This window comes from Shewanella cyperi, from assembly GCF_017354985.1.
GTDB lineage: Bacteria > Pseudomonadota > Gammaproteobacteria > Enterobacterales > Shewanellaceae > Shewanella > Shewanella cyperi.
This window is the reverse complement of the sequence record NZ_CP071501.1, coordinates 1,192,254-1,205,899: the sequence shown is the minus strand read 5'-3', so window position 1 is coordinate 1,205,899 and position 13,646 is coordinate 1,192,254. Positions and strand designations below refer to the sequence as shown.

Annotated in this window: 9 protein-coding genes; 6 read left to right on the top strand and 3 right to left on the bottom strand. The window is 55.8% G+C overall.

The annotated features are described in order from the left end of the window. Window positions 1–50: 50 nt before the first annotated feature. Window positions 51–1,856: a M61 family metallopeptidase gene (locus tag JYB84_RS05125; RefSeq protein ID WP_228290886.1), complete on the bottom strand. Its 1,806-nt coding sequence runs from the start codon at window positions 1,854–1,856 to the stop codon at window positions 51–53. Between the two features lie 392 nt (window positions 1,857–2,248). On the opposite strand from JYB84_RS05125, the gene JYB84_RS05120 reads away from it, so the two are divergent. The 5 genes from JYB84_RS05120 (at window position 2,249) to JYB84_RS05100 (ending at window position 8,803) form a co-directional block, all read left to right on the top strand. Continuing rightward, window positions 2,249–4,372, top strand: a complete 2,124-nt coding sequence (locus JYB84_RS05120) for a tetratricopeptide repeat protein (protein WP_207322358.1) — start codon at window positions 2,249–2,251, stop codon at window positions 4,370–4,372. 159 nt (window positions 4,373–4,531) lie between these two features. Then, a complete protein-coding gene (locus JYB84_RS05115; protein ID WP_207322357.1) occupies window positions 4,532–6,088 on the top strand; it encodes a GGDEF domain-containing protein in 1,557 nt (518 codons plus the stop codon). A 56-nt stretch (window positions 6,089–6,144) separates the two neighbouring features. Further along, on the top strand, window positions 6,145–7,500 hold the full coding sequence (gene ppnN / locus JYB84_RS05110) for a nucleotide 5'-monophosphate nucleosidase PpnN (protein WP_207322356.1): 1,356 nt from the start codon (window positions 6,145–6,147) through the stop codon (window positions 7,498–7,500). Continuing rightward, entirely contained in the window at window positions 7,497–8,252 is a 756-nt protein-coding gene (gene xni, locus JYB84_RS05105) for a flap endonuclease Xni (RefSeq protein WP_207322355.1), read from the top strand. Before ppnN ends, xni begins: the two co-directional genes overlap by 4 nt. 158 nt (window positions 8,253–8,410) lie before the next feature. After that, complete coding sequence (locus tag JYB84_RS05100) at window positions 8,411–8,803, top strand: DUF3192 domain-containing protein (protein ID WP_207322354.1); 393 nt, start codon at window positions 8,411–8,413, stop codon at window positions 8,801–8,803. A 78-nt stretch (window positions 8,804–8,881) separates the two neighbouring features. Here JYB84_RS05100 and JYB84_RS05095 read toward each other — a convergent pair whose 3' ends face one another. Beyond that, window positions 8,882–11,737: a S9 family peptidase gene (locus tag JYB84_RS05095; protein ID WP_228290885.1), complete on the bottom strand. Its 2,856-nt coding sequence runs from the start codon at window positions 11,735–11,737 to the stop codon at window positions 8,882–8,884. 248 nt (window positions 11,738–11,985) lie between these two features. On the opposite strand from JYB84_RS05095, the gene JYB84_RS05090 reads away from it, so the two are divergent. Beyond that, window positions 11,986–12,993 carry an isocitrate dehydrogenase gene (locus JYB84_RS05090; protein WP_207322352.1) on the top strand — a complete coding sequence of 336 codons (1,008 nt, stop codon included), beginning with the start codon at window positions 11,986–11,988 and terminating at the stop codon, window positions 12,991–12,993. Between the two features lie 76 nt (window positions 12,994–13,069). On the opposite strand, the gene JYB84_RS05085 is transcribed toward JYB84_RS05090, so the two are convergent. Then, a complete protein-coding gene (locus JYB84_RS05085; protein WP_207322351.1) occupies window positions 13,070–13,600 on the bottom strand; it encodes an acyloxyacyl hydrolase in 531 nt (176 codons plus the stop codon). Window positions 13,601–13,646 lie beyond the last annotated feature (46 nt).

Here is a 13,646-nt window from a genome sequence, read left to right as displayed (position 1 = left end):
CGGCACACAAAAAAGCCCGGTACAAACCGGGCTTTTCAAGCGGTGAAAGATTAAGGCTTGGCAGGCAAATCGCCATTGGCATCGAAGGGCCAATCGATACCGGTCCAGGCCTTGAAGAAGGCCTTCTGCTCCTTACCGGGCTTGTCCACGGCCACCACTTCGGCCTTGCCGTCGGGCATTTGCTCCAGTGTCAGGGTCCGCTGTTGCAGCGCATCGGCATGGAAGAAGCTGACCTTGATGCTGTCACCGGGCTTGAAGTCCCCAAGGCGTTTGTCCAGGGTCCCGGGCACCAGCTTGAGATCATTGATGGCCAGCAGTTCATCACCGGCCACCAGCCCCGCCTGCCAGGCTGCGGAGTCGCGCTGCACGCTTTCCAGCACCAGGCTGTTGCCGCTTACCACCATCCCCGCCTTGGGCTTGAACTTGGGTTCCTTACCATAGGACAGCCTGAGGCCCGCTCTTGAGAGCAGCTCATCAAAATTAAGCGCCAGGGGAGACTGGATGTGCTGCTGCCACCAGGGGCCGTAATCCTTGCCGGAAAGCGCGCCAAGTATGGTCTTGATATCCTCGCTGCCATAGGATTTGGGCAGGGCAAAATCGCTGTACAGGCGGCGGTGCACATCGCGGTAGGAGTGCTTGAGCTTACTGTCCTGCAGCAGGCTGAAGTCCAGCGCCAGGGAGGCCAAAAAGCCTTCGGAGTAGATATTGACGCTGTGATTGATGGCATAGTCACCGCCCTGGGCCACCCACTCGTTCAGGCTGGCCTCGGCCACCGACTGCTGCTGCCGTCCCGGCGTATTGAGATGGGTATCTATCCGTTTTGCCAGATCCTCAAGGAACTCCTTTGGCGTCATCACCTTGGCACGCAGCAACAACTGGGCCTGGAAATAACTGGTGGAACCCTCGGCCATCCACAGCAGATCTGTCAGGTTTTCCTTTTGGAAATCATAGGGCACCAGGCCGCTGGGTCTGTATGCCTTGACGTTCCAGGTGTGAATGAATTCGTGGGAGGCTGTGGTGATGAACTTCAGGTAATCGGCCCGCTCGCGGAACATGAACCTCGGCAGCTGGATAATGGTGGAATTAATGTGCTCGGTGGCCCCACCGGCCCCCGAGGTGGCATGCACCATATAAACGTAGCGCTTGAAGGGCACATCATCCCAGATCACCTTGGCCTGGGTGGCCAGCGCTTCAAGATCCGCAACCATGGTATCCAGTGAATAGTTACCCTCACCCCAGACCACCAACTCATAGTCGCGGCCATCGACGCTGAAGCTGCGCTGCTGACTTAACCCAGTCTCAATCGGCGAGTCCACCAGCACATCGTAATTGGCGGCGGCAAAACTGTGGGCAGCACCACCGGTGGCCATTCCTGAATAACTTTGCCATCCCTTTGGCACCTTGAGGTTTACCGTCAAGGGTTCATCCCGGCGCTCAGGGTTATAGACAAACACCCCACTGGCATCGAGGAAAGCATGGCTGGCATCTATGTGGCGCACCCGCAGCTCAAGTTCATTGGCATAAAGCTGATAGCTGACGGTGACATCCGTTGGCGAAGCAACACTGATTTGCCACTCACCGCTGGCTGTGCGTTGCCAGGGCAATAGCTTGCCGTCACTGTCCCTGGCCTCGAACAGGCGCACCCCGTCCGCCAGCGGCAGCTGTTGGTATCTGCCGGTACGCCACACGGGCAGGTTCACCTTGAAGTCCTTGCCATCCACCGCGGGGAAGTGGGCCTCAACCCTGGCCAAATGGTGCTCGGGGGCACTGAGGTCAATGCTGTAGCTGATCACGGCATGGGCCTGCCCGGCCAACAGCATCCCAAGGGGTAAAAATGACAGTAACTTAGCTTTCACTCTAATGTCCTTCTGGTTATGATTATTTTTATAGGGCTTGTTGACGTTTCGAGATTAAATTTTGTTCGCTCTGGCGGCGTACTGAACGCGAAACGAGGAGCGAAGTTTAGTTATTCTAAATAAGCGATGAGTGACAAAGTGCAGGTCGCCGCCAGACGAACCCGAAGGGCAGCGCCTGGTCGGTCTTTCTGCTGCGTTAGTGCTCGTTTATGTAGAATAGCTACACTGCACTTCGCACTGCCTTGCATAAAAACCGGCCGGGCTGCTGCAAAAATACCCCTGAAACGTCAACAAGCCCTTAAAGGGGATCGAGTATAACAAGTGCCCAAGCTTGACTCACCCCGACTTACAAAAGCTAACAAAATAGATAAATAGCCCCAAACGGGATCCCTATGCGCTTGTTTTTTAAATTTGTAATTGGGCTGCTGATGCTGGCCCCCCTGGGGTTGCCGGCCCAGGATTTAATCCTTGAAGAAGTGGACCTGAGGAATGATCCCAAGGCTCTGTTTAACAAGCTATCCACCACAGTGCCGCTGCCCGAAGTCGTTGGCTCCCGGGATGAATACGAGGCCAATGCCCGCCAACAGGGATATACCCCTGAACAATACACCCATCTGTTGCAGCGCCTGACTCGGGTTAACCTGGAACCCAATATGGGCAATGACAACAACAAGATGGATACCAATCGACTGCTGAAGGTTCTGGATATTGGCGCATTCACGCCCTACGACAAGGCCATGTTGCTGATGCTCAAGGGACGGGAGCTGGGGCGTCATCAGCACAAGTATCAGGACGCCATAGTCCAGTTGGAACAGGCGCTCAATAGTACTCAGGACATGGACGACCTGCAGGGGCTGCTGCTTAAATTCACTATTCATGAACAGCTGGGTAGCCTGCACCTGATGCTGCATCAGGATGTACCGGCACTGGTCAGTTTGCAGCGCCTGCGGGAGCTGGCCTATCAGCTGCGCAATAACTTCCTGATTGCCCTCGCCGAGTCTGAGATGGGCAAATATTACGTCGCCAAACAACAGCTGACCAAGGCATTGCAGCATTACAACGAGGCCTATCGACTCAGCAACAGTGACGACTATCCATTGCAAAGAGCCAACCTGCAGTTGCAATTGGCCCGTGTGTACCGGGATCTGGATCAGACCACAGAAGCATTGCAATATGCCCACGACGCGGTCGAAGGCTTCGAGGCCCTGGGTTTCGATTCCCAACTGTCCATCAGCTTTACCGTGATAGCCATGATCCATGCCAATGCCAATGAGTGGAACAAGGCCATAGATTATTACCTCAACGCCCAGCAGGTGGATATCCGCGCCGGCAATAACATTGCCCTGGCGCGCAACTTCCACAATCTCGGCGAGGCCTATATCAATTTGAATCAGTTTGCCCAGGCCCTGGAGTATTTGGGCAAGGCAAACACTATGCTGGCCGAGCGCAAGCTCAACCATTACCTGGTCTACAACGAACAACTGCTGGCCCAGGCCAATTGCGGTCAAGCTGTATGGCAGGAGTGTGTGGCCCACGCCGACAAGGCCATAGCCCTGGCGGTGGAACAAAGCTTGCCCGAGGTGCAGATAGAAGCGCTGGAACAAAAAGTCCGTGCCGAGCAGGCCACAAATGATGCCACTGCTGCCATGGCAGATCAGGCGCGGATTATCGGCCTGCTGAAGCAACATCCCACCAAACCTGAGGAGACAGAACAGTCCGGTTCGGTATTGACCGAGCAGAAACTCAAGCTGGATTTGGCACTGCAGCAGGGGCAATTACAGGATATAGGCAAAGCGCTGGACAGCCGTACCAGTCAGGTGTTCGCATTCATCGCCCTGAGTCTGGTGGCCCTCATAGCCCTGTATTTCCTCGCCCGCAGCCGCCGTCTGGACAAGCGCCGTCTCAAGCGCCTGCAGCAGCAAATGCCCCAGGACGCCCTGACCGAACTGCCGGGGTATCGCGGCTTTATCGACTACCTGTCACAGCCTGCCTCAAACGTGCAGTCCTTGGTTTTGCTGTCCCTGTGGGGCAAGCAACAGCCGGATTTGGAACTGGGTTTGCACAGGTATATCCAGCTAAGCCAGCAGCAACAGCGAAGCCTGGAGCAGGCCCTGGATTGCCGTGTGTTTCTGGTGCGCCCGGGTACCTTCCTGCTGTGTTGTCATCAGGATGTGGAACAACCACAGCAGCTGATCGATACCCTGGAAGGCCAGCTCGGCCTCAAGGAACTGCGACTGGGGCTGATAAGATTGCCTTTGATGGCCAACAAGGAAATCCGCCTGACTCCCCAGGTGCTGTTCGAAACCCTGCAGATGGCCCTCGCCGGCAGTCTCAGTCTCGACAGCAAACAGAGCATTTTCGTCAGCTTGCGGGCACTGGACTTCGCCCCGGCGGCGATTTTCTCCCCGCCTCTGTATCTGCATGTGGAAAAAGCCCTCAGCCGCGGGCTGGTAAGAATTGAAACCAACGGCGATCGGGAGGCGATTTGCTGGCCCGGTGCGGCGGCCACGGAATAAGGCAGCAAATTGTGAGCGGTCAATCAGTTCTGCGTCCGGGGGAGCTGCAAGCCAGTTGCACTCTCCTTGGATTGCTATACCATTAACGGGCAAGATTGCGGCATTAGCGTACGGTAAAACCACCCATTTCATGGGCTTTGTGGCAGGAATCACTTCCGGATGAAGGACTCAAATACAACGATTTCCCAGATCACCTTGCTGAAGCAAAAGCTTCACTCGGCCAAGGTGTCTCTGGATGAACTCAATGAAGACAGAAATGCAAAACTGCAGACCCTGTTGCAATTCATCGGGAATTTGAGTCTGGCCTGTAAGGGCCAAAATCTGGAACTGGATAATAAACTCGCCAAACTGCGCCATAACCTCAGCACCTTCGAGCGCCTGGATGATGCCCTGCCGGAATTGGTGGAGGTTGAACGCCTGCTTAAGGGCCAATACCACCATGTGATGGGCAAACTGGAAGAAAGCCGCGCCGGTCTCAGCCGCGTCATTCGGCAAATCCAGCGCGTAGATTCCGCCCCCGACAAGCTCAAGCGTGAAGTCAAATACTTCAAACAGGAACTGGCCAAACCCTTCCACACAGTCTGGGACTACATTCCCAAGGTGGAGCAGCTGGTCAGCTTCTATGAAGACATATTGGCGCAGCAATTCGAGACCGGCGAGAAGCTGAGCGTCCTGCCCAAACACAGGCAACTGGGCCAGGAGTTGGCGCAGATGATTGCCGAATTGGATTTCCGCAAGGATCAGCGCGACCAGGTGCTGGTAATCAAGGAAATGCTGGCGGTCGATGTCGAAGTAGAAAATCTGCTCGATGCCTACCAGACCATATTGTCACTGCTGATGGACAATATCGCCCGGGAAAAGAGTGCTTCCCAGGAATTCCTCTACGCCCTCAACGATGCCCTGTCGGCGGTGCGCGAGGTGGTCAGCGACTCCTATAACCATGCCCAGCGCAGCCACCAGCTGAGACACCAGCTGAACCGGGAAATCGACAATCGGGTCGACTGCGTCGGTGATGCGGTATTGGATACCGATGACTTAGGCCAGCTCAAGGCCCAAATCACCGAGCACCTGGCCAGCTTGCGTGCGGTACTCGCCCGAAAAGAGGCCCTTGAACAAAGGGAACAGGCACTGCTGCGCAAGTCCATGGAAACCATGCGCAAGGAGCTGAACGATCTCAGCGAAGAAGCCTGCAACTATAAGGAGCGTCTGTTCGAACAACAGAAACTCAACCTGCTCGATCCCCTCACCCAGTTGCCCAACCGTGCGGCCATGGAAGAAAGGATGGAGCTGGAGTTCCGCAACTTCCAGCGCAATAAACACCCGGTTTGGGTGGCGGTGGCCGACATAGATCATTTCAAGTCCATCAACGATAACTTTGGCCACAGTACCGGTGACAAAACACTGCAGGTTATCGCCATGGCGCTGAAAAACTCGCTGCGGGATACAGAGTTTGTTGCCCGCTACGGCGGCGAAGAATTTGTCATGTTGATCCCTGACGTGTCTGCCAACGACATTGAGCAACTTTTAAACAGGGTGCGTGAAAAAGTAAAAAATATTCCATTTAAATTTAAAAATCAGCGCATTACAGTTACAGTATCTATAGGCGCTGCGCAAATTATGGAAAATGAGCTCATTCAGGAGACCTTCGAGCGAGCCGACGCAGCCCTCTATAAAGCCAAGCATCAGAGCAGAGACAGAGTCATTATCGACATCTGAGCCTCCCGGTGGGCCCCAGGCCCACCATGCGACTCCTGTCCTGCCAAGGAGTTGTCATGATTGTAAAAGTAAGCCCAAGGGGCAGCATGGATCAGCTTTCACAGCTGGAAGTGGATCGTCTCAAACAAAGCGCTAAAAGCGAACTCTACCAACTCTACCGCAATTGTTCCCTGGCCGTGCTGGCCTCAGGTTTGGAAAGCGACAGCTCTGCAGAGCTGTTTGACCAATACAAAGACTTTGAAATCAATATTTTGCAGCGGGAACGCGGCATCAAACTCGAACTGGTGAATCCCCCCGAGCAGGCATTCGTCGATGGCCAGATCATCGCCGGTATTCAGGAGCACCTGTTTGCCGTGCTGCGGGACATTCTCTATATCAGCGACAAGTACGACAACCTCAAGCACATCAACCTGACCAACGCCAGCCACATCACCAACGTGGTGTTCGACATACTGCGCAACGCCAGGGCCCTGCCCACCAAGAACGATCCCAATGTGGTGGTGTGCTGGGGCGGTCACAGCATCAATCCCATAGAGTACCAGTACACCCGCGAGGTGGGTTATCAGCTGGGGCTCAGGGGGCTGGATATCTGTACCGGTTGTGGTCCAGGCGCCATGGAGGGGCCCATGAAGGGCGCCGCCATAGGCCACGCCAAACAGCGGGTCTGCAATGCCCGCTACATAGGCCTGACCGAACCCAGCATCATAGCTGCCGAGCCGCCAAACCAGATAGTCAACGAGCTGGTAATCCTTCCGGACATAGAAAAGCGCCTCGAAGCCTTCGTGCGCCTGGGCCATGGCATAGTGATCTTCCCCGGTGGTGCCGGCACCGCCGAAGAACTCCTGTACCTGCTTGGTATTCTGCTCAACAAGGCCAACGAGCAGATCCCCTTCCCTCTGGTGCTGACCGGCCCGAAAGAGAGTGCCGAGTACTTCACCAAGATTGATGAATTTATCGGCGCCACCCTGGGCGATGAGGCCCAGAGCAAGTATCGCATAGTGGTGGACGACCCGGTTCAGGTGGCCAGGATAATGAAACAGGGCATGGAAGAGGTTAAAGCCTTCCGCAAGGCCAATGGCGATGCCTATCCCTACCAATGGTCATTGAAAATTGAACCCGAGTTCCAGCTGCCCTTCTATCCGGATCACGATGCCATGGCCAATCTGCACCTGTTCTTCCAGAGCAACAAGGCGGATCTGGCGGCTCAGCTGCGGCGGGCCTTTTCCGGTATAGTGGCCGGCAACGTCAAGGCCGAAACCATGAAGCTCATCAAGCGCAGCGGTCCCTTTGAACTTAAGGGCGACCGCAAGCTGATGGACCTGATGGATCAACTGCTGGCGGCCTTTATCAAACAGCAGCGCATGAAGCTGCCGGGCACAGAATATCACCCCTGCTACCGCATTATTAAATGAACAAACTGCTGATAATAGATGGCCTCAATCTCACCCGCCGCATTCATGCGGCGCAACCGGATGAGGCCGATATGGCAGCCCTGGAGAATCGACTGCTCGGGGCCTGTCGCAAATTGATCGCCTTTCACGCACCAAGCCACTGTGCCCTGGTCTGGGACGGCGATCAGGAGTCCTGGCGCAAACGCCTGTATCCCGACTATAAAAAAGGTCGCAAACCCATGCCGGAAGCCCTGGCAGCCGGCTTACCGGCCATCAAACAGGCGCTGCTGGCCCAGGGCCTGGTGTCGGTTAATGCCGACAGTGAAGCCGATGATGTGATTGCCACCCTGGCCACCAAACTTGTCGGTCGCGGCGGCGAGGCCATCATAGTGTCCACCGACAAGGGGCTGGCCCAGCTGACCCATCCCAACATCCGCCAGTGGGATCACTTTGCCCAGCAATTTCTCGACATGGCCGCCCTGGAACAGAAGCTGGGAGTACAGCGCAGTCAATTGCTCGATTTTATCGCCCTGGCCGGTGACAGCGGCAACAAGATCCCCGGGATAGCCGGCATAGGCCCCAAGTCAGCGGCAGAATTACTCAAGACCTACCGCAGCCTGGCCAACCTGTATCAGTCGCTCAATACCCTGGGTGCCAAGCAAGCCAAAAAGCTTGAGGAAGGTCGGGACATGGCCCGCCTCAGTTACAAGCTGGCCAAACTGCAGACGGATATGCCGCTCAACCTGTCGCTGGCGCAGTTGCGTCTTGGATAATGAACAGCAGAAAATCAGTCAAAATTGTTAACAAATGCGACATTGTATTTACCATTATCCCCTGCTCGGTTATCTTTAGCGCCAATATTGGAGCGCGGCGAAGGATCCACTGCCTGCGCTTCCACGGATCCTGTTAAGTCACAAGGAATGCACCACAGATGAAACCCTCTGCCCCCGTTGTCATAGGCGGCGTTTTCGCGGCCTACCTGGTCTTTGTCGGCGTGGCCGCCCTGGGCTACAAGCCCACCCCCGATGAAATGGATTGGGAAGACAGACAGGCCTATAACCAGCGGCAGTTGACCGAGCTGAATCTGGGCCTGGATATAGACGAAGTGCGTCAGATCATGGGCAAGGCCAATTTTTCCGAAGCCAAGAATACCGAGGGCGCCCAGCTGCAGGTGCTTTTTTACCGCACCCACCATGAAAAATCCGACGGCGAGACCACCAAGGATGAGTGCACCCCACTGCTGTTCAAGGACAATAAGCTGATCGCCTGGGGCGATGACAGCTACCAGCTGTTCCAGGCTGCCCCCATTGCCAAGGTGTTGTGATAAGAGTCCAGAATTCAGGGCAATGTAAAACCGCCAAACGCAAGCCACAAAAAAGCCACCCTGAGGTGGCTTTTTGCATTATTCGGCGTCCTTAAACTCCCGGTAGGGCTCGCCTTTCTCCAGCCACTCCGGGGCGGGTGCCCCTTTGAGGAAGTGATCGAAGAAAGCCATCATTTTCAGGCTGTAATCGAGCTTGTTGGGGTACTTTTTCAGATGGTGCGGTTCATCCTCATATTGCAAAAACACCACCTCTTTACCCGCCCGGCGCATGGCCAGGTACAGCTCAATGCCCTGCTCCCAAGGCACGGCGTCATCCCTGTCACCGAACATGATCATCATCGGCGTTTTAATGCGATCCACATAAAATACCGGTGAGTTTTCAATGTACTTCTGCGGCGCACTCATCAAGCTCTCGCCGATGCGGCTCTGACCGGTTTCATACTGGAACTGGCGTGCCAATCCTGTGCCGAGGCGGATACCACTGTAGGCACTGGTCATGTTGGCCACCGGGGCACCGGTGACCGCGGCGGCAAACAGATTGGTTTGGGTCACGGCAAAGGCCGTCTGATAACCGCCCCAGGAATGGCCCTGCAGACCCACGGCCTTGGGATCGGCAACGCCCATTTCAATCAGCTTTTGCACCCCGGAGGTCAGGGCCTGCACCGAACTGTTGCCCGGGTAACCTATCTCAAAGCGGATATCCGGCAGGAAGATGGCGTAGCCGTTGGCGGCGTACCAGGCAAAATTGGGCCTGTGGTTCACCTGCATTTGCGGGAAAGCATGCAGGCGATCGCTCATAAAGCGGTAGAAGTACACCAGCACGGGATAGCGTTTACCCTCCTGATAACCCACAGGCTTGATGAGCACGCCGTCCAGCAGTTTGCCATCTGTGTTGGTCCAATGCACCAGCTCGGATTGGCCCCAGCCAAATTGGCGCCGCTGGGCATCGAGATCCGTTTGCTGCACCGCTTGAGCCACTTGCGCCAGCTTGGCGCTATGGATATCCGGATAGCGATCGTAGCGCTCCTTGCTGAACAAGATTTGTTCACTGTGCTTGGCACGGGCCAGCACTGTGAGTTTCTGCTCTTCTTGCAACAGCGGCTTGATACCGGCGCTGCCGACCCTGGCCTGCCAGAAGCTGTCTGCCTTGGAGGCCCAGCCGTAACCGTGCAGCAGCAGGGTCTCTCCCGGCTTAATGGTCGAAGGTTGCAGAGGGTCTTCCACCAGACCCGCCACCCGCAGTTGCAGCTGCAGCCTGCGACCTTCACCACCGGTCAGCATAAAGCCCTCGTGGCTGCGGCTGTCGAATTGCCAGATATCGTACTTGTCATACACCAGGATCCCGGCACCGTCCTCCAACCAGGGGCCAAAACCATAGCCGGGGGCACTGGAGGGATAGTCGTGATCTTCATCGGCAAAGCTGACCTTGAGCTTGCCGCTTAAATTGAAGCGACGCCCGGCAGCAATATCATAGAGATACACCTGTCCTTGCTGGAAATAGGCCAGAAAGCGGCCATCGCCGGACAGGGTGGGTTCGTTGTCGGACTCCAGTTGCGCCACCAGCAACTGCTTGCGTCCTGTGTCGAGGTCCACCAGGTAATAGTCCCGGAAGGCCCCGGCCCAGGTGCTCATCAGTTGGTAGGGCTTGTTGCTTGAACCCAGCAGGAAACGGCGCTGCTCGGTCACTGTCACATCCGGCACCTGACTGTCGGCCAGCTGCACCAGCTTATTGCCCGCGTCCTTGCCCAGATGCCACACAGCCAGATAGGTGCGCTCAACTTCCTTACTGTATTCCTTGATTTCGTTTGGCTTTATCAAGGGATCCTTACTGTGCCACACCTTAAGACCGCGATTGTCTTGCAGTATGGCCTCGTCGCGCAGATCTGCCTCTGTCTTGAATTGTTTGCGACTGATGGGCTTGCTGACCTCTGGCACCCGGCCGACAAACACCCGTTTGCCATCCCGGGAAAATTGCACCGAGCCGTAGCGGTTCAGGGTCCAGTCTTTGTCCCTGGCGGCCAGCTTGCGTTTGCCGCTGTCATCGATAAGCAGCAACTGGTACTCCCGCTCGTCGGTATCGACTGCGGCATCCCCCAGGGTCAGGGCAACCGCCTTGCCGTCGGGACTCAGGGCCAGCGCCCCCAGATGCTGATCCTTTGAGTCCAGCAGGGTGCGGGACGAAAGCGTGTTGCCACTCAGCAATAACAGCTGGTGCAGCGGCGTATCGCCACTCTGGTTACGGACCAGGGCCACCGCCATTGTCTCCCGGGCAAAGCTGTAACCCGTGACATCAGAGAAACTGAGTTGCTTACCACTGCCGAGCGCAATCAGGGTCAGCTCGGAGCCGGCATCGGCCTTGTTGGGCTTTGATGTCTTGTTGGAATTGGCTGCCTTGCTCTTTTCCGGCTCGGTCGGGGATTGCGGCTCCTGTTTGGGCTCCTCAACCTTTTTATCCTCAGCTTTTTTCTCTTCCTCGACCTCAAACCAGATGGCCAGCAGATCGCCCTGCTCCGAGAAGGCAAAACTCTTGACCCGTTCGAAACGCTGCTCGGCCCCCGTGGTCAGGTCCAACAGCACCATGCCGGCCTTGAGGGCTTTTTTGGCCTTGGCGTCACTGCTTTCCATGGCCAGCAGCGACGGCGCCAGCTTCATGGCGGCAAATCGGCCATCGGCACTGAGTATGGGTGCCGAGGCACCTGCTATGCTGTAACTGGCGTTTTTATCCAGGGTTTGCACCAGGGTACGGCTGTCACCGCGATCCGGCTCCAGCTCCACAGCAAAACTGTTGCCATTGTCGGCCAGCACAGGTGTTTTGGCGGTTTCAAAGGCCATAATGTCCTGCAGGGACAGTGTCTGGGGCGTCGCCAGCGACTGGCCCCAAAAACCTGTACCCAAACACAGGGCCAGGGCCCGAACGAGGGGAAGTGTCTTCAAAATCATTCTCTTTTTCGTTGTTATTAGACTAAAGTCGACTTTTTAAGCCTTTGGCCTTAAATCAAGCTCTTAGCCTGATTTTACGCATTTTGGCCAAGATAAAAAACCGAGTGTTTGCTCACCTTTCCCTGTGAAAAGTGATTTAAAGTGGTTAAAATACTACAGATAAATATCGCGAAATATCCTGTCCTACCTTGGTTTCCAAGGCAGGTCAATAGCAGTAACCACCAACCGTGGAAGGATTCTCCATGTCAAAAAGAACGATTACCGTGATCCCTGGCGATGGGATCGGTCCCAGCATCATAGATTCTGCCCTCAAGATCCTCGACAAGGCAGGCTGCGATTTCGAATACGAATTTGCCGATGCGGGCCTGACGGCACTGGAAAAGCACGGTGAACTGCTGCCACAGCGTACTTTGGATCTTATTGAAAAGAACCGTATCACACTTAAAGGACCCCTGACCACGCCGGTGGGTGAAGGTTTTACCTCCATCAACGTGACGCTGCGCAAGAAGTTTGGCCTATATGCCAACGTGCGCCCTGTACTGTCTTTCAAAGGCACCCAGGCAAGATACGACAATATCGACATCATCACAGTGCGTGAGAACACTGAGGGCATGTACTCTGGTTACGGCCAGAAGGTGTCCGAAGACGGCAGCACAGCCGAAGCCACCAGCGTCATCACCCGTCAGGGCGCCGAGCAGATCACCACTTTCGCCTACGAGCTGGCCCGTAAAGAAGGTCGCAAGAAGGTGACCATAGTACACAAGGCCAACATCATGAAATCCACTTCAGGCCTGTTCCTGAAGGTGGCCCGTGAAGTGAGCCAGCGTTATCCCGACATCATCACCGAAGAAATGATAGTGGACGCCACCTGCATGAAGCTGGTGATGAATCCGGAAAACTTCGACGTGATAGTCACCACCAACCTGTTCGGTGACATTTTGTCGGATCTGTGTGCCGGTCTGGTGGGTGGTCTGGGTATGGCACCCGGTGCCAACATAGGCCGCGATGCCGCAATTTTCGAAGCGGTACACGGCAGCGCCCCGGACATTGCCGGTAAAAACCTGGCCAACCCCACCTCTGTGATCTTGGCCTCCATCCAGATGCTGGAATACCTGGGTATGGCCGACAAGGCCGCCGCCATCCGCAACGCGGTTTCTGCCGTAATTGCCGAAGGTGACCGCACCACCCGCGATCTCGGTGGCACCCATGGCACCACAGACTTCACCCAGGCGGTGCTGGACAGACTCTGATCTGTGCACATTGGGAACACAAAAGGGATGAGCCTGGCTCATCCCTTTTTTATTGGCACTTTTCCCGCAAACCGCCTTACATGGGCATACTCAAAGACAAAAGCACAGATTCGGTACCGGGATTTTTGTCGCTGATCCCGCCGTTGGAGGTGTGAAATACCCCCAGCCCCAGGCGGTAGTGGTTGTCAAAGCGATAGCCCAGCTCCAGGCCCGAGCGAAACTCCAGCTCATTGCCAAGTTGCAGCTCCTCGCTGTCATCAAAGGCGCCGGCGGCAAAGCTCGGGGTCAGCACCCAGCCGTTATCGAACAGGAAGTCACGCTTAAGCTCGGCATAAACATAATGGGCTCCACCGTTGATCCACAACACCCCAATCGACGGCACCAGCTCCCAACTGCCCATGGGCTGCCAGCGATAATCCAGGCCTATGTGCCAGGGCTCCCTGCCCTCGGCGGTGTCTATCCCAGTCTGGCCGACACTCAGGCGCAACATGGCGGGAGTGTCCTGGCGGGCCTCGGCCAGGGCAGCCATGGAACCCAGCATCAGGGCAAGGCCAAGCCAGAACTGAACCGCAATAGCGGATGGAGAATGACAGCTTCCGTAGTGCATACACACCTCCACAATCACTAACCGGTCCCGCTGTCTCCCGACAATC

Excerpts from the sequence above, each read along its gene's own strand:
- JYB84_RS05100 (WP_207322354.1), top strand. The coding sequence starts at position 8,411 with ATGAAACCCTCTGCCCCCGTTGTCATAGGCGGCGTTTTCGCGGCCTAC.
- JYB84_RS05120 (WP_207322358.1), top strand. The coding sequence starts at position 2,249 with ATGCGCTTGTTTTTTAAATTTGTAATTGGGCTGCTGATGCTGGCCCCC.
- JYB84_RS05085 (WP_207322351.1), bottom strand. The coding sequence starts at position 13,600 with ATGCACTACGGAAGCTGTCATTCTCCATCCGCTATTGCGGTTCAGTTC.
- ppnN (WP_207322356.1), top strand. The coding sequence starts at position 6,145 with ATGATTGTAAAAGTAAGCCCAAGGGGCAGCATGGATCAGCTTTCACAG.
- JYB84_RS05115 (WP_207322357.1), top strand. The coding sequence starts at position 4,532 with ATGAAGGACTCAAATACAACGATTTCCCAGATCACCTTGCTGAAGCAA.
- xni (WP_207322355.1), top strand. The coding sequence starts at position 7,497 with ATGAACAAACTGCTGATAATAGATGGCCTCAATCTCACCCGCCGCATT.
- JYB84_RS05090 (WP_207322352.1), top strand. The coding sequence starts at position 11,986 with ATGTCAAAAAGAACGATTACCGTGATCCCTGGCGATGGGATCGGTCCC.